Origin of the sequence: Arthrobacter alpinus, assembly GCF_001294625.1 — a bacterium.
Lineage (GTDB): Bacteria > Actinomycetota > Actinomycetes > Actinomycetales > Micrococcaceae > Specibacter > Specibacter alpinus_A.
Genome location: NZ_CP012677.1, coordinates 506,411 through 522,806 on the forward strand (window position 1 = coordinate 506,411; position 16,396 = coordinate 522,806).

A 16,396-nucleotide genomic window follows, 5' to 3' on the forward strand; every position below is an offset into this window, starting at 1 on the left:
CCGTCGTCCATGGTCGGGACTGGCAATTTCGGCCGTTACCAGATCTTTACGCGTAAATGTGTGATCCGCCACATTTGTGAGGGTAATGTCAGATCACGTGAAGCGCATGACGATGGCAGGACGATGACGTCCTGCCAAGCATGCGGCCTAGTCTGGAAGGCAATTTTTATGAATCGTAAAAAAGTAATGACCACGATTGCGACCGTAGCGACTCTCGGTCTGCTCCTTGGTGGGTGCGCGAATCAGGCAGCCGCGCCCGGCTCCACCAGCACCGGCGCGGGCGGTGGATCGGGCCTGAATCTTGATATTCCGGTGCTGACGTCCATCGAGACTCCCAAGGACGCGGTGCTGCCGGCAGGCGACGGCAAGGCTGTCTGCCCGGCGTCGACCACCTTGGCCTATATTGGTGCAGAAACCGGCGCAAACGCCCAGCTCGGCATCAACATCTTCAACGGGGTCCAGCTCGCCATCAACGAGCACAACAAGTCCAACCCCGGATGTCAGGTGGCGTTCAAGAAGTTTGACACCGAAGGTGATCCCACCAAGGCCACGGGCCCGGTAACACAGGCAACCAAGGAAGACGGCATCATCGGTGTGATCGGTTTGCCGTTCTCCGGTGAGTCGAAGGCCACCGGCAATATCTTCGAACAGGTCAAACTCGTCCACATCACCCCCGCTGCAACTAACCCGGGCCTGACCACAAACGGCTGGACCACGTTCTTCCGTGGCCTGGGCAATGACGCCGTGCAGGGACCCGCAGCCGCCACGTTCATGACTAAGACGATGGGGGCCAAGAAGGTCTACCTGGTACAGGATGACTCGGACTACGGGATTGGTTTGGGGGCTACCACCACCAAGGGTTTGGGTGACGCCTTGATCGGCTCCGACAAGGTCACCACCGGGCAGAAGGACTTCTCGGCCACGATCTCCAAAATCATCAACTCCAAGGCCGACGCGGTGTTCTACTCCGGCTACTACGCCGAAGGCGCACCGTTTGACCAGCAGTTGGTAGCCAAGGGCTTCAAGGGCGCGTTTGTGGGCCCCGATGGCTTGAAGGATGACCAGTTCATCAAGCAGGCAGGCGATGCGTCAGCGAACGCCTTCTTCACCTGCCCGTGCATCCCCGGTGAATTGATCCCCACGTTCGCCTCCGCGTACACCGCATTGACGAACGCAGCTCCCGGCACGTACTCCATTGAAGGTTACGACGCGGCCACCGTGCTGTTGTCAGGCATTGACAAAGGAAACCAGGACCGTGCGAAGTTGCTTGACTGGGTCAAGAACTACGACGCATCCGGTTTGAGCAAGCACTACAAGTGGGACGACAAGGGCGAGCTTCAGGCCCCGGCCGTCTACGGTTACCGTGTCAAGGACAGCAAGATCGTTCCCATCGGCGCCATCGGATAGTCCAGCACCTCTTAGATGCTGTGGGGCGCGCAGATCCGGCGCTCCACAGCATCTACGTGGTTACGGCCCTCTCGTCCGTTCAACGAGTCCGGTGCGGGACAGCGACGTTCCGTGCCTGACTGGATCAGGAAGTACATATGCTCTCCACAGTACTGACAGCAATCCCGGCAGACAGCGACTGGATCAACTTCGACGTTCCCTCGCTCATCCAAAACTTTTGGAGCGCCACCTTCGACGGACTCACCTTCGGCGCCATCTACGCGCTGGTGGCCCTCGGCTACACGCTGGTGTACGGCGTTTTGAACTTGATCAACTTTGCCCACTCCGAAGTTTTCATCATGGGCTGCTATGCCGTCTTCTTCACCCTCAGTTTCTTGGGCTTTGGCCCATCGGCGCCTAACCTCAGCATGGGTGCCATCATTTTGAACCTGCTACTGGCACTCTTAGCAGCAGTGGTGGCGTCGGCTTTGACCGCGCTGGTTGTGGAACGGTTAGCCTACCGGCCGTTGCGCAAACGCAACGCCCCGCGCCTGGCCTACTTGATCACCGCCATCGGCGCCTCTTTCACCATCCAGTACCTGCTCTTCCTCAGAAGCCCGCTTCCCGAGCCGGCTCTGACCATGTTTATCCCGACGCCGGTCTTTGACGTGTTCGGCACCATCGTCGATTCGCAGCAGATCATCATTGTGGTGGCCGCCGTCATCATGATGGTGGTGGTGGACCAGTTCATCCGCCGCTCCCGGACAGGGCGTGGCATCCGAGCCGTGGCCCAAGACCCGGACACGGCAACGCTGATGGGTGTGAATAAGGAAAAGATCATTGTCACAACCTTCGTGATCGGCGGTATCCTGGCCGGTGCCGCCGCATTGTTCTACGTTATGAAAATCCCCTCCGGGGTGCAGTACAACGGAGGTTTCATTCTCGGTATTAAGGCCTTCGCGGCCGCCGTCCTCGGCGGCATCGGCAACGTCCGCGGCGCACTTCTTGGCGGTTTGCTGTTGGGTCTGATCGGCAACTATGGCCAGATTCTGCTGGGCAGTTCACAATGGACTGACGTCGTGGCGTTCGTGGTGCTGGTACTGGTGCTATTGATCCGTCCCGAAGGCATCCTGGGCACTTCCCTGGGAAGGAGCAAGGCATGAGTACAATAGATGGCCCCACACCACTGCCCGGTGCGAAAGCCGGCCAGGCCAAGGCTGACCGGCAGGCCTCCGATAAAGTCCCCGGTGGCAGCGCTGACGCCTCACGTAAGCACGGCTGGTTTGGTCGTTGGGGCGATAAATGGCGGGACATGCCTCGCCAGAAGCAGTGGCTTTACCTTGTTGTCATTGTGGTGGTTGCCTACCTGCTTCCGATCATCAACCCGCCCATCCTTTCCACCGAGCCTGGTAACGACTTCCCGCTGGCCTTGTTCTCCATGGCCGTGTATGCCCTGGCAGCGGTCGGGTTGAACATCGTGATCGGCTACGCGGGCCTGCTGGACCTGGGATACATCGCATTCTTTGCCGTGGGATCCTACACTGCGGCGATGCTGACAAGCCCGGATTCACCCTTCTTTAAGGTCCCGTACTTGTGGACCATCCCGTTGGCCGTTGTGGTGGCCCTATGCGTGGGAGTGATCCTGGGCATCCCCACCCTGCGCCTGCGCGGTGACTACCTGGCCATTGTGACACTTGGATTTGGTGAGATCATCCGCATTCTGGCCACCTTGATCCCGGCCATGAAAGGCCAGGTGGGGTTCCAAAATGTTGGCCGTCCTCCAGGGATGGGCTCGGATGGGATACCCATCTTCGCCAATTCCAACGGCACACCGTGGTATTGGCTGGCTCTGACGATCTTGATCATCGTGCTGTTCCTGGCCGGCAACCTTGAGCGCAGCCGTGTGGGCCGTTCCTGGATCGCCATCCGCGAGGATGAGGACGCCGCCGAGACCATGGGCGTGCCCACGTTCAAGTACAAGGTGTGGGCATTTGCGATGGGTGCCGGTGTGGGCGGCATGGCAGGTGCATTGTTTGCCGGCCAGATTGGCTTCGTGAACAACCAGAAGTTCGACGTGGTAACCTCCATCATGTTCGTCGCCGCCGTCGTGCTTGGTGGAACGGGCAACAAGGTTGGTGCGGTTTTGGGTGGCGCCCTCGTCGCCTACATTCCGCTGCGGTTCACCGCCATAGCCGAGTACAAGTACCTGATCTTTGGTCTGGCCCTGGTCATCATCATGATCTACCGGTCACAGGGGCTGCTTCCCGCGCGGCAGCGGCTTCTCGCCTACGGGCATATCGCGTATGCCAAGGTGCGAAGAAACCGGTCCACGCCGCCTGAGCTTGTCACCGAAAAGGAGGCATAGCCATGGGTGCACATAGTGAAGATCTGCCAGTTTCCAGTGACATTTCGGCCCAGGAACCCGGTGCCGTTGCCGTCTCCGAGGCCGTAGCCGAGGCTGCAGCCCCGGAACGCGAGATCGACGTTGCCGTGGGTGACGCCCTGGTTGAGGTGAAGAATCTGACCATCAAATTTGGTGGGCTAGTGGCCCTTGATGATGTCAGTTTCACCATCAAGCGTGGTGAAATCCTGGGCCTGATCGGCCCCAACGGTGCAGGGAAAACTACCTGCTTCAACGCCATGACCGGTGTGTACAAGCCAACCAGTGGGCAAGTCCTGCTGGAGGGACAGGTACTCAATGGCATGAAGCAGCACAAGATCACCCGGGCCGGTATGGCCCGCACCTTCCAGAACATCCGCCTCTTTGGCGAGATGACCGCGTTGGAAAACGTGGTGGTGGGTCTTGACGCTCGCAACAAGACCTCGGTCATTGGGGCGCTGTTGCGGCTCCCGCGCCACATCCGTGAGGAAAAAGCCTCGATCGAACGTGGCATGGCATTGCTGGAATTTGTGGGGATCGCCCAGGACGCGGGCTCACTGGCCCGCAACCTGTCCTACGGCAGCCAGCGGCGCCTGGAGATTGCCCGCGCCCTGGCCACCGATCCCAAGCTGCTGTGCCTTGACGAGCCGGCGGCAGGGTTCAACCCGGCGGAAAAGGAAGAGCTCATGGGGCTCATCCGGACCATTCGCGACGACGGTTATACGGTGCTGTTGATTGAGCACGACATGAAACTGGTCATGGGAGTGACCGATCGGATTGTGGTCCTGGAGTTCGGCAAGAAGATTGCCGACAACGTGCCGCATGTGATTAGGGAAGACCCGAAGGTCGTTTCCGCCTACCTAGGGGAGCCTGAAGATGACTTTGCTTGAGCTTGACGACGTCTCGGTCCACTACGGTCGGATCCAGGCAATCCACAACATGTCCTTCACGGTGGAAGAAGGCGAAATTGTCTCCCTGATCGGGGCCAATGGGGCCGGCAAAACCACCACCATGAAAACCATCTCCGGGCTGCTGAATCCCTCGGGTGGCACCATCAAGTTCATGGGCGAGGACATCACCAAGATGAAGGCGCACATCCGTGTGGTCCAGGGGATTTCTCAGGCACCCGAGGGTCGCGGCATTTTTCCTGCCATGACCGTCCTGGAGAACCTGGACATGGGCACCTTTGGGCGCAAGGACAGAAACGGGGTTCCGGAAGATCTGGAACGCGTTTTCCATCTGTTCCCGCGGTTGAAGGAACGTGAGAAGCAGTACGGCGGCACCATGAGCGGTGGCGAGCAGCAGATGCTGGCCATCGGGCGTGCCCTGATGTCCCGGCCCAAGCTGCTGCTGTTGGACGAGCCCTCCATGGGGTTGGCTCCGCAGTTCATTCGCCAGATCTTCAAGATCATCACCGAGATCAACACCCAGGGCACCACGGTGCTGTTGGTGGAACAAAACGCCAACCAGGCTTTGGCCCGCGCACACCGGGCCTTTGTGCTGGAGACCGGAGCCATCACGCACAGCGGCACCGGCAAGGAACTGCTGGCAAACCCGGCCATCAAGGAGGCCTACCTGGGCGTCGGGTGACCACTGCTCCCGTTGAGGGGACACATCACCCCTCCCATCTCAAGGGTCACCTTGGGCTGGGTGCCGGGGTGATGTGTCCCCTCAACGGCGTTTCGGGTGATGTGTCCCCTCAACGGTGGTTAGAGGTCGGTGCGGGTGTCGTTGGGGTAGCTGACTCCCAGCTGGCGGCGGGCGCCGTCGAACAGCTCCATGATGGCCAAGGTGTCATCCAGCGGCATGGTGGAACTCTCACTCAGTCCAGCCTGGATGCAGCGGGTCACCTCGCGCAGCTGGTACGTGTAGCCGCTGCCAGGGTACTCAAATTCCTCAATGCGCTCACTGTTCCATCCCACCGAGATGCGCAGCCCCTTAGGATTGTTGACCGAGCCAACCGTCTCGATGTAGCCGGCGGTCCCGGCCACCGTGGCCACGCGCGGCCCGTGGGCGGTCAGATAGCTGATCAGCTGGGCCTGTGCACCCGATTCGTAGCCGAGGGTGAGCGTGTTTTCACTGTCGACGCCGAGGGCCGTGAGCGTGCCGGTCGCTGACACCGTGGCCGGCTTTCCCAGCGTCGCCCAGGCCCAGAGCAACGGGTAGACGGAGATGTCCAGGAGGGCGCCGCCGCCATCGGCAGGGGCCCAGATCCGGGCCGTGTCGTCCAGGGGTGCCGGGAAGCCCAGATCGGCCCGGACCCACCGCACCTCGCCGATTTCCCCTGACGAGATGATCTCCAGCGCACGCTGAAAACCGGGCACAAACCGGGCCCACACGGCCTCCATGAGGAACAACTGCTTCTCCCGGGCCAGGACGATCAGCGAACGTGCCTCGGCCGCGGTGATGGTCAGCGCCTTCTCGCACAAAACGTGTTTGCCGGCTTCCAAAGCGGCCTTGGCAATGTCGTAGTGCTGGGCGTGGGGGGTGGCGATGTACACCACATCCACGGTGGGGTCCTGGACCAGCTGGACGTAGCCTGGGGCACCCGTCCCGGCCGGCCCGCCGTCGTAGTAGCAGGTGGCGAAGCCGAACTCCGCGGCAAAGGCTGCTGCGCTGGACTCGCTGCGTGAACTCACCGCCTGCAGGACGGCATCCTCGAGCAGGGCCAGATCGGCTGTGACCGTGTGGGCGATGTTTCCCGTGGCCACAACACCCCAGCGCAGGGGAGTGCCCGTGGCTGCAAGGGTCTCGGGGTTGAACGTGGTGTACCAGTGGGGACGGCCGACAAAACGGGGAGTGGTCATGGGCCAATTCTGCCAGTAACGCCCAGGCACGGGCGAACATGACTACCGGACATGGACGAAGGCCCCGTCCGGCGTCGTGGTGTACGACGCCGAACGGGGCCCTGGTGCTGTGATGCTGCCTTGGGTGCTGGACTACTTGGTCAGCGGGCCCAGGACCTTGTCATTGGCGAACTGCTCAGCGGCGTTTGCCTTGGTGACGATCTGCGGAACCAGCAGGTAGGCCGGAACAACCTTCACGCCGTTGTTGTAGGAGGTGGGGTCGTTGATCTCCAGCTTCTTACCGGCCTGCAGATCCTTGGCCATCTGGATGGCGTGGGTGACCAGCGCAGTGGTGTCCTTGTTGATGGTGGAGTACTGGATCCCGGCCATGATCGACTTGACCGACTCGACTTCTGCATCCTGGCCGGTCACAGTCGGGACAGGCTTTCCGGCGGCGGTGACCGAGGTGATGATGGCACGGGCCAGGGTGTCATTCGGGGACAGTACGCCGTCCAGTTCGGCACTGCCGTAGCTGCCAACAAGGAGGGAGTCCATGCGCTTCTGGGCGTTTTCTGCCTTCCAGCCCTGGGTTACAGCCTGCTCAAAGGACTTCTGGCCGGAAACGATCTTTACCGTCCCGTCGTCGATCTTGGGCTGGAGGACCTTCATGGCGCCGTCAAAGAAGACCTTGGCGTTGGCGTCATCGGGGGAGCCGGCAAAAAGCTCGATATTGTACGGGCCGCTCGGCTTCTTCGCCTTCATGCCGTCCAGCAGGGCCTGGCCCTGGAGTTCGCCGACCTTGAAGTTGTCGTAGGCCACGTAGTAGTCCACGTCGGGGGTGTTCAGCAGCAGGCGGTCATAGGCGATGACGGTGGCGCCGGCATCTTTGGCCTGTTTGAGCTGGGTGCCCAGCTGGCCGCCGTCGATGGCACCTACAATGATGACCTTGGCACCCTTGGTGACCATGGCGCTGATCTGGTTCTGCTGCTCCGATACACCGCCATTGGCGAACTGTACATCACCCTTGAAGCCCGCCGCCTTCAGGCCGTCGTTGAAGAGGCTTTCGGCAAGTACCCAGTTTTCGCTGGTTTTCTGGGGAAGGGCCACGCCAATCAGGGAATCTGCGGCGAAGCCGCCAGCAGCATCGGATGATGCTGCCGGCGTATCTGCGCGACCACAGCCGGTCAGTGCCAGGGAGGACACGGCCAAGAGGACGGCCATCGACTTGACAGTCTTGTTCAGTTTCAACATGGGGGTTCGCTTTCTATTGGATGGTGCAACGTGAGATGGAGAGGTCAAAGTTTTAGGATTCGGTCTTGACGGTGTCTTTCAGTGGCACGGCAACCTCAAGATCCGGGTTGCCCCTGCCACCGAGTTTCTTGGTCATGAAGCCAATGAAGGAGGGCTTGCCCTGGCTCTTGTTGTAGACGTCGAAGACCACGGCGGCTAGCAGAACCAGGCCCTTGATGATCTGAGTCCAGTCGGAGCCGGCGCCCAGCAGTTGGAGGCCGTTGTTGAGTACCGCCATGACCAGGCCACCAATCATCGAGCCCACCACGGTACCCACGCCGCCGGTGACGGCCGCGCCGCCAATGAAAACGGCCGCGATGGCATCCAGTTCCCAGCCAACGCCGTCGGAAGGCCCGGAGGCGTTGGAGCGGGCCACGAAGATCATGCCGGCCAGACCGGCCAGGATAGCCATGTTCATGATGACCAGGAAATCCGTGCGCTTGCTCTTGACACCGGAGAGCGCGGCGGCGTGCCTGTTGCCGCCCACTGCGTAGACATGCCGGCCAAGGGTGGTGCGTGAGGCGACGAAGCCGTAGACCAGAACCAGCACGCCCAAGATGATGCCGGGAACCGGGAAGGACGTCCCGGGACGGCCGGTGGCAAAGAGATAAGTCACGTAGAGGATGACGGCGCACAGGACCACAAGCTTGAACACCATGACCCATAGTGGTTTGACCTCCGAGCCCAGGGCCAGCGACTTGCGGCGGCCTCGCAACTCACCCCAGGTGAGGGCTGCGACAGCCGCGAAGCCGATCAGCAGTGTCAGGTTGTTGTAGCCGGTGTCCGGGCCGATCTCGGGCAGGTAGCCGGCCCCGATGAACTGGAAGTCCTTGGGAACTGGGATGGTCAATGACTTTCCGAACAGCTGGTTGGCGCCACGGAACAACAGCATGCCTGCAAGAGTGACGATGAACGCCGGGATGCCCACATAGGCCACAAAGAAGCCCTGCCATGCGCCAATTAATGCGCCCAGGGCTAGGCCCACCAGGATTCCCATGTACCAGGGCAGGCCCCAATCCCGCATGGTGAGGGCGACGACGATGCCCACGAAGGCGGCAACGGAACCCACGGAGAGGTCGATGTGGCCGGCGATGATGACCAGCACCATGCCAATGGCCAGGATCAAGATGTAGGAATAGCCGTTGACCAGGTTGATCATGTTGTCGGAGGTCAGGATCAGTCCATCGGTCCGCCATTGGAAGAATAAGACCAAGGCGATCAGGGCAAAGATCATGCCGAATTGGCGGGTGTTGCCGCCGAAGAGTTGTTTGATGGCGTTCATGGTGTGTGTCCTGTTTCTTCCCTTGGGCTAGGTAGAGGTTTTGGCAGCGGTCATGCGTTTCATCAACGCCTCCTGGCTGGCATCGTTTTTGTTCAGGACGCCGGTGATGGCACCCTCAAAGATGGTGTAGATCCGGTCGGAGATTCCGAGCAGCTCGGGCAGTTCGGAGGAGATCACGATCACTCCTTTGCCTTGGTTGGCCAGCTCCTGGATGATCCCGTAGATCTCATACTTGGCCCCGACATCGATGCCGCGCGTGGGCTCGTCCAAAATGAGCAGATCCGGGTCCGTGAACATCCATTTCGACAGCACCACCTTTTGCTGGTTTCCGCCGGAGAGTTTCGAGACGCCCTCGTCAACGCTGGGGGTCTTGGTGCGCAACTGCTGGCGGTACTTTTCTGCCACCGCGTATTCCTTGCCAAGATCGACCACTGTGTGTTTTGAAACAGCGCCAAGGTTGGCGGAGACGGTGGTGGTCTTGATGTCGTCCAGAAGATTCAGGCCAAGAGTCTTGCGGTCCTCGGTGACGTACCCCAGACCGTGCTTGATGGCCTGTGGGACGGATCGGAGCGTGATTTCCTTGCCGTCCTTGATGATCTGGCCGGAGATGAAATTGCCGTAGGAGCGGCCAAAGAGGGAACGGGCAAGTTCGGTGCGTCCTGCACCCATCAAACCGGCAAAACCCACAATTTCGCCACGCCGGACATTGAAGGCGGAATTCTTGCAAACAAGCCGGTCTGCGATCTGCGGGTGGGCCACGGTCCAGTTCTTGACCTCGAAGAAGACCTCGCCAATGGTGGGGGTGTGTTCGGGAAACCTGGACTCAAGGGTGCGCCCCACCATGCCCTTGATGATGCGGTCCTCGTCGACACCGTCGGCCTTGACGTCCAGGGTCTCGATCGACTTGCCATCCCTGATGATGGTGATGGAGTCGGAGACCTGCTCAATTTCGTTGAGCTTGTGGGAAATCATGATGCAGCTGATGCCCTTGCCCTTCAGTCCCCTGATCAGGTCAAGGAGATGCTGGGAATCGTTCTCGTTCAAGGCGGCCGTTGGCTCATCGAGGATGAGCAGCTTGACAGACTTGTTCAGGGCCTTGGCAATTTCCACGAGCTGCTGCTTGCCGACGCCGATCTCCTTCACCGGGGTGTCGGGGTCATCGGACAAACCGACACGGGCCATCAGCTCCAATGCCCGCCTGCGGGCCTCGCTCCAGTTGATGACGCCAAACCTGGTGGGCTCGTTGCCTAAAAAGATGTTCTCGGTGATGGACAGCTCAGGAATCAGCGCCAGTTCTTGGTGGATGATCACGATCCCGGCGTTTTCGCTGGCGCGGATGTCCTTGAACTGGCAGATCTCGTTCTGAAAGACGATGTCGCCCTCGTAGCTGCCGAACGGGTATACGCCCGAAAGAACCTTCATGAGCGTTGACTTGCCTGCACCATTCTCCCCACAAATGGAGTGAATCTCGCTGGCCCGGACAGTGATGGATACCTCGGAGAGAGCCTTGACTCCGGGGAACTCCTTCGTGATGGATCGCATCTGGAGAATAACTGGGTTCGCGGACACCATAATGCTTACGCCTTCCACAACGGACTTCTTTGTCGATGCCCCGCCAGCGCTTTATTTGAAGGCGGGTTGTTAGCTTTTCCGTGGAGCGACTTGGCTTTCACGGTAGTACCACAAATGAAGGGTACTGAAGAAAGTTAACTCGATCACACTCTTGTGGTCAAGTCTTTAACGCTACGAGTTGGTAACGGTTTAGGAGATCAACGTTGTAGGATCGTTTTGGAAGACCAAAGCGGCGGCACCGAGGGCCTCTGCTCGGGACCTAAGGGGCGACACGGCGAGTGTGATGCTGTCTCCGATAACAGGTACTGCATGGCGTCGAAGCCCACGCCGGATCGGTGACAAGAGCACTTCACCAAGCTCCGCCAAGGGGCCGCCAATAACGATGACGCTCGGGCTGATCAAATTGGCCACATTCGCCAAGGCTCGGCCAACAGCTGTCCCGGCGTCGTCGATGATGCGCAGTGTTGCCGGATCGCCTGCCGCAGCCTGGCTGAGAATATCGGCGGTGGAGATCGGCACCTTGCGGCCCCTGCTCAGCTGCTCGACCATGACGGCGGTTGAGGAGACAGTTTCCAGGCACCCCCTGTTCCCGCAGCGGCAAATGGTGCCATGTTCATCGATGGTGACGTGGCCAATTTCCCCCGTCACACCGAAGCTGCCGTGAAAGAGTTCGCCGTTGAGGACGATACCGGCACCGATGCCGCTGCCAATCTTGACGAACACCAGATTTCGAACACCACCTTGGTCTCCCCAGGTGAGCTGTGCCAGTGCGCCCAGATTCGCGTCATTGTCGACAAAGACCGGCATTTTCAGGGCATCCTCGAGCTCACGGTGGAGGTTGATCCCGACCCATTCGGGCAGGATTGCACCGCGGATGACCTTGCCGTTGCGGTTGTCGATCGGGCCCGGAATTCCGGCGCCGGCACCGATGAGTTGCGCGCGGGAGACGGTTGCCTCGGCCATGAGCTTCTCCAACAAGTCGGCGGCGGCGGCGATCCCCTCCGCGGCCCGGTGTCCCATGGGAAGAGGCATTTCTTTTTCTGCCACCACGTGATAGCCGGTGTTTGCCAGCACTACGCGAACGTGGGTGCGTCCGAAGTCGATGCCCGCTGCTATGGCGCCGTCCCCGTTGTACCTCACAGACATGGCCCGCCGCCCCGAACTGGTGACCGGGGTCAGGGTCACGAGGTCTGCGGCTGCCATGCTTTTGACGATATTGGAGACAGTGGCAGTGGAAAGGCCCGTGCTGCGGGCGAGGTCCGCCTGGGTCGCCGGACCGCCCTTGAGCAGTTGCTCCGTGAGTCGGCGTTGGTTTCGGTGGCGAAGTGAGGTTTGCGAGCCGGGGTTGCTGGCTCTACTGGTTGTCACATTCGAGGAGCGGTCTTCGTCGGCCATACTAAGAAGACTGCACTACGCTCACCTTGTAGTCAAGAAGTTAATGCAATATTAACTGCTTTGTTCAAGGTCTAAACAAATGGGCGGGGACGTTCAGCCAGCCGTTTTCGCGGCGCCTTTATGCTTTTCAGCTCGGGTGGTCCCCCTGGCGAGTTTAGGCGTGGATCGCCTTGTGCTTGCCAGCCAGAACCACATAGTGGGCTGCGTTCTCGCGAACGTGTTCGCGTTCTTCGGCAGCCAATTCGCGGCGCACTTTTGCCGGCACTCCCGCCACGAGCGATCCTGGCGGGATGATGGCACCTTCGAGAACAACCGCGCCGCCGGCCACGAGGGATCCGGCACCGATCACGGCGCCGTTCATGATGGTGGCGCCCATGCCGATTAGACAGTTGTCTTCCACAGTGCAGCCGTGGACCACGGCGCCGTGCCCCACACTGACGTTCTCGCCAATGCTGGTGGGGAAGCCCGGATCCGCGTGGAGCACCACATTGTCCTGCAGATTGGATCCGGCGCCGACAGTGATGGTGTTCGTGTCGGCGCGAACCACCACACCGTAAAACGCGCTGGATGCCGGGCCCATGGTTGCCTGGCCGATGATGTGTGCCGAGGGGGCCACAAAGGCGCTCGGGTCAACCGCGGGGGTAAATCCGTCAAAGGTGATGAGCTGGTTCATGAGGGGTCCTTCTCTGTGTGAACGGGAAAAGCGCATGGAACGCATCGAGCCTGACGGTCCAATGCCGAGGTAGACGTCAAGCTACCACCATCTCGGCACGTTCCGTCTACCTCGGCCGAAACTGGCTTGGTCAGTCGAAAACGACGGTGCGGTGCCCGTCGAGCAGCACCCGGTGCTCGGCATGCCACTGCACGGCCTGGGCGAGGGTGCGGGCCTCCACAGCACGTCCCACCGCGACGAATTTCTCCACAGAGTGCCCGTGGGCCACCCGGATCACTTCCTGCTCGATGATGGGCCCCTCATCGAGCACCGCCGTCACATAATGGGCTGTGGCGCCAATGATCTTAACGCCGCGAGCGTGGGCCTGGTGGTAAGGCTTGGCACCCTTGAAGGACGGCAGGAAGGAATGGTGGATGTTGATGGCCCGCCCGGCCAGCTGGTTGCACAGTTCATCGGAGAGCACCTGCATGTAGCGGGCCAGTACCACCAGTTCTACGTCGTGCTCCGCCACCAACTCCAGGAGGGCGGCCTCTGCTTCGGCCTTGGTCGCGGCGGTGACCGGGATGTAATAGAACGGGATGCCGTAAAACTGTGCCAGGGGCTCGAGGTCGCGGTGGTTGGAGACAATGGCCGGGATTTCAATGGGCAGGGTGCCTGAACGCTGCAGGAACAGCAAATCGTTGATGCAGTGGGCTGCCTTGGATGCCAGGATCAGCGTGCGCACCGCGGAGCCGGCCCTGTGCAACTGCCACTGGAGGTTGAACTCGGCCCCCACCAGCTCAAGGTGCTCGCGGAGCCGGGAGAACGTCGTCGAGGTTTCCACGGCAACACGCATGAAGAAGGTACCGGTGTCAGGGTTGCCGTACTGTTGCGAGTCGGTGATGTTGCAGCCCGCCTCCAGCAGCGAACCCGTCACGGCATGCACGATGCCTGGCCGGTCATCGCACGAAAGCGTCAGGACAAAACCGGCAGTAGTGTCCGGGCGGGAGGGCGTCGGGACAGGGGGGATCGCGGCGGCGGCGTTCAAGTCAGTCACCTGTGCAACGTTACCGCCAGTAGGCGCCCCTGTACTACAGTTAAGGGGTTGCGACTGGCGATGAGGTGGGACACCACCGGGGAGCAGCACGATGGATGACCTCAAGGATCGTACGCCTGGGACGAGAGGTCACAAATGCCAATGTCATGATTGGCGGTGAACGTCAGCTACCGTCGGGGACACACAGCAGTATTAACGCGCTTGTGCCATAACTGACGATGCACAAAGTGCCGTGCTTAATGTGAGTCGCTACGCCTGCGCTGTTGCACGTTCACCGGATAATCTGGCATGGAAGAGAATGTTCGTGTCGTCCATCCAGGAGTCTTTACGTGTCTTTTAACACCACCTCGTCCGTGACCAATGCCCCGCTCTCCGAGCTGGACCCCGAAATTGCCGCCGTCCTCAAGGACGAGCTTGGCCGCCAGCGTGACACGCTGGAAATGATCGCCAGCGAAAACTTCGCACCCCGCGCCGTCTTGGAAGCCCAGGGCTCCGTCCTGACCAACAAGTACGCCGAAGGTTACCCGGGACGCCGCTACTACGGCGGCTGCGAGTACGTTGACGTCGCCGAAAATCTGGCCATCCAGCGAGTGAAGGACCTGTTCGGCGCCGAATACGCCAACGTCCAGCCGCATTCCGGTGCCCAGGCCAACGCCGCAGCGCTCGCCGCCATGATCAAGCCCGGCGAGAAGATCATGGGCCTCTCTCTGGCCCACGGCGGTCACCTGACGCACGGCATGAAGCTGAATTTCTCCGGCAAGCTCTATGACGTTGCCGCGTACCAGGTGGAGCCGGACACCTTCCGCATCGACATGGACAAGCTGCGCGACCAGGCTATTGCCGAGAAGCCCCAGGTCCTGATCGCCGGCTGGTCCTCGTACCCGCGCCAGCTGGACTTTGCCGCATTCCGCTCCATCGCCGACGAGGTTGGCGCACTCCTCTGGACGGACATGGCCCACTTCGCCGGACTGGTTGCAGCAGGCCTGCACCCGAGCCCGGTGCCGTACTCCGACGTCGTCACCTCCACAGTCCACAAGACCCTGGCAGGACCTCGCTCCGGTGTGATCCTGGCGAAGGCGGAATGGGCCAAGAAGCTGAACGCCGCCGTGTTCCCCGGACAGCAGGGCGGCCCGCTCATGCACGTCATCGCCGCCAAGGCCGTGGCTTTCAAGGTTGCCGCAGGCGAAGAGTTCAAGGAACGCCAGGCCCGAGTGCTGGAGGGCGCCAGGATCATCGCCGAGCGCCTGAACGCGCCCGACGTTGCAGCAGCCGGGGTGTCCGTGCTGACCGGCGGCACCGATGTTCACCTGGTCCTGGTTGACCTGCGCAACTCCGTCCTGGACGGCCAGCAGGCCGAGGACCTCCTGCACAGGGTCGGCATCACCGTGAACCGCAACGCTGTGCCGTTTGACCCCCGCCCCCCGATGGTGACCTCCGGTCTGCGCATCGGCACCCCGGCACTGGCCACTCGTGGCTTCGGTGCGGCCGAGTTCACCGAGGTTGGCGAAATCATCGCGGCAGCGCTCAAGGGTGGCGCCGACGTCGACGCCCTCGGCGCCCGCGTCAAGGCCCTCACCGCCAACTTCCCGCTTTACCCCGGCCAGGAAGAATGGTAAAGGGCATGACTGCTCAAATCCTTGACGGCAAGGCCACAGCCGCAGCCATCAAAGCCGAGTTGACCGTACGGGTGGCAGCCCTTGCCGCCCGTGGTATCACGCCGGGCCTGGGTACCATCCTGGTTGGCTCGGATGCGGGCTCGCAGTGGTACGTGGGCGGAAAACACAAGGACTGTGCCGAAGTTGGCATCAAGTCCATCCGCATCGACCTGCCCGAGACGGCCACGCAGGAGCAGGTCCTGGCCGCCGTGCACCAGCTCAATGAGGACCCGGCTTGCACCGGCTATATTGTGCAGCTGCCGTTGCCTGCGCACATTGACCAGGACGTGGTGCTGGAAGCTATCGACCCGGACAAGGACGCCGACGGCCTGCACCCCATGAATCTGGGGCGCCTGGTCGCCAACGTGAACCGGCCCATGGTCTCCCCGCTGCCGTGCACGCCCAAGGGCTGCATCGTGTTGCTGGAACGCCACGGCATTAAGCTGGACGGCAAGAAGGTGCTGGTGGTGGGCCGCGGTGTGACGATCGGTCGGCCCATGGGCCTGCTGCTGACCCGCCGCGACATCAACGCCACCGTTGTCCTGGCCCACACCGGAACCAAGGACCTGGCAGCTGAACTGCGCCAGGCGGACGTGGTAGTTGCCGCCGCCGGCGTACCGCACATGATCAAGGCCGCTGACTTGAAGCCAGGGGTGATCGTGCTCGACGTCGGTGTTTCCCGTGTGGACGACGGCAACGGCAAGGCTGTTGTCACCGGCGACGTGGAACCTGCGGCCGCCTCTGTGGCCAGCTGGATCTCCCCGAACCCGGGCGGTGTGGGTCCCATGACCCGTGCCATGTTGCTGGCCAACGTGGTGGAGGCCGCCGAGCGCGACTAACCTTGGACCACGCCCGTGAGTGCCCTGAGCCGACGTTGCGAGCCTTGGGAACGAAAAGGAGGCCGACGCCGGAACTCATGTTCTGGCGTCGGCCTCCTTTTT

14 protein-coding genes are annotated in these 16,396 nt (G+C 61.2%); 7 read left to right on the plus strand and 7 right to left on the minus strand.

The window, feature by feature from the left end; genetic code table 11:
- Nucleotides 1-186 precede the first annotated feature (186 nt).
- From AOC05_RS02190 to AOC05_RS02210, 5 genes are all read left to right on the plus strand, one after another.
- Nucleotides 187-1,407 carry a branched-chain amino acid ABC transporter substrate-binding protein gene (locus tag AOC05_RS02190; RefSeq protein ID WP_231687164.1) on the plus strand — a complete coding sequence of 407 codons (1,221 nt, stop codon included), beginning with the start codon at nucleotides 187-189 and terminating at the stop codon, nucleotides 1,405-1,407.
- A 137-nt stretch (nucleotides 1,408-1,544) separates the two neighbouring features.
- Nucleotides 1,545-2,549 carry a branched-chain amino acid ABC transporter permease gene (locus AOC05_RS02195; protein ID WP_062005307.1) on the plus strand — a complete coding sequence of 335 codons (1,005 nt, stop codon included), beginning with the start codon at nucleotides 1,545-1,547 and terminating at the stop codon, nucleotides 2,547-2,549.
- Nucleotides 2,546-3,751, plus strand: a complete 1,206-nt coding sequence (locus AOC05_RS02200; RefSeq protein ID WP_062005309.1) for a branched-chain amino acid ABC transporter permease — start codon at nucleotides 2,546-2,548, stop codon at nucleotides 3,749-3,751. The genes AOC05_RS02195 and AOC05_RS02200 overlap by 4 nt, the downstream gene beginning before the upstream one ends.
- A gap of 2 nt (nucleotides 3,752-3,753) precedes the next feature.
- Nucleotides 3,754-4,656 carry an ABC transporter ATP-binding protein gene (locus AOC05_RS02205; RefSeq protein ID WP_062005311.1) on the plus strand — a complete coding sequence of 301 codons (903 nt, stop codon included), beginning with the start codon at nucleotides 3,754-3,756 and terminating at the stop codon, nucleotides 4,654-4,656.
- Nucleotides 4,649-5,356, plus strand: a complete 708-nt coding sequence (locus AOC05_RS02210; protein WP_395939443.1) for an ABC transporter ATP-binding protein — start codon at nucleotides 4,649-4,651, stop codon at nucleotides 5,354-5,356. Before AOC05_RS02205 ends, AOC05_RS02210 begins: the two co-directional genes overlap by 8 nt.
- 119 nt (nucleotides 5,357-5,475) lie before the next feature.
- Here the strand turns inward: AOC05_RS02210 and AOC05_RS02215 are convergent, their stop codons facing one another.
- The 7 genes from AOC05_RS02215 to purU form a co-directional block, all read right to left on the minus strand.
- Nucleotides 5,476-6,573 carry a Gfo/Idh/MocA family protein gene (locus AOC05_RS02215; RefSeq protein ID WP_062005315.1) on the minus strand — a complete coding sequence of 366 codons (1,098 nt, stop codon included), beginning with the start codon at nucleotides 6,571-6,573 and terminating at the stop codon, nucleotides 5,476-5,478.
- A 132-nt stretch (nucleotides 6,574-6,705) separates the two neighbouring features.
- Nucleotides 6,706-7,803, minus strand: a complete 1,098-nt coding sequence (locus tag AOC05_RS02220) for a sugar-binding protein (RefSeq protein ID WP_062005317.1) — start codon at nucleotides 7,801-7,803, stop codon at nucleotides 6,706-6,708.
- Between the two features lie 52 nt (nucleotides 7,804-7,855).
- Complete coding sequence (gene mmsB, locus AOC05_RS02225) at nucleotides 7,856-9,124, minus strand: multiple monosaccharide ABC transporter permease (protein WP_062005320.1); 1,269 nt, start codon at nucleotides 9,122-9,124, stop codon at nucleotides 7,856-7,858.
- A gap of 27 nt (nucleotides 9,125-9,151) precedes the next feature.
- Nucleotides 9,152-10,696, minus strand: a complete 1,545-nt coding sequence (mmsA, locus tag AOC05_RS02230; RefSeq protein WP_062005322.1) for a multiple monosaccharide ABC transporter ATP-binding protein — start codon at nucleotides 10,694-10,696, stop codon at nucleotides 9,152-9,154.
- A gap of 189 nt (nucleotides 10,697-10,885) precedes the next feature.
- The gene (locus AOC05_RS02235) at nucleotides 10,886-12,091 is read right to left on the minus strand and encodes an ROK family transcriptional regulator (protein ID WP_062005324.1); all 1,206 of its coding nucleotides are present in this window, start codon (nucleotides 12,089-12,091) and stop codon (nucleotides 10,886-10,888) included.
- A 154-nt stretch (nucleotides 12,092-12,245) separates the two neighbouring features.
- Nucleotides 12,246-12,764 carry a gamma carbonic anhydrase family protein gene (locus AOC05_RS02240; protein ID WP_062005326.1) on the minus strand — a complete coding sequence of 173 codons (519 nt, stop codon included), beginning with the start codon at nucleotides 12,762-12,764 and terminating at the stop codon, nucleotides 12,246-12,248.
- A 130-nt stretch (nucleotides 12,765-12,894) separates the two neighbouring features.
- Nucleotides 12,895-13,773, minus strand: coding sequence for a formyltetrahydrofolate deformylase (gene purU, locus AOC05_RS02245; RefSeq protein ID WP_062009229.1), 879 nt, complete (start codon nucleotides 13,771-13,773; stop codon nucleotides 12,895-12,897).
- 356 nt (nucleotides 13,774-14,129) lie between these two features.
- Between purU and glyA the strand changes: the two genes are divergently transcribed.
- On the plus strand, nucleotides 14,130-15,416 hold the full coding sequence (glyA, locus tag AOC05_RS02250) for a serine hydroxymethyltransferase (RefSeq protein ID WP_062005328.1): 1,287 nt from the start codon (nucleotides 14,130-14,132) through the stop codon (nucleotides 15,414-15,416).
- Between the two features lie 5 nt (nucleotides 15,417-15,421).
- Nucleotides 15,422-16,294 carry a bifunctional methylenetetrahydrofolate dehydrogenase/methenyltetrahydrofolate cyclohydrolase gene (locus tag AOC05_RS02255; protein ID WP_062009231.1) on the plus strand — a complete coding sequence of 291 codons (873 nt, stop codon included), beginning with the start codon at nucleotides 15,422-15,424 and terminating at the stop codon, nucleotides 16,292-16,294.
- Nucleotides 16,295-16,396: the final 102 nt, after the last annotated feature.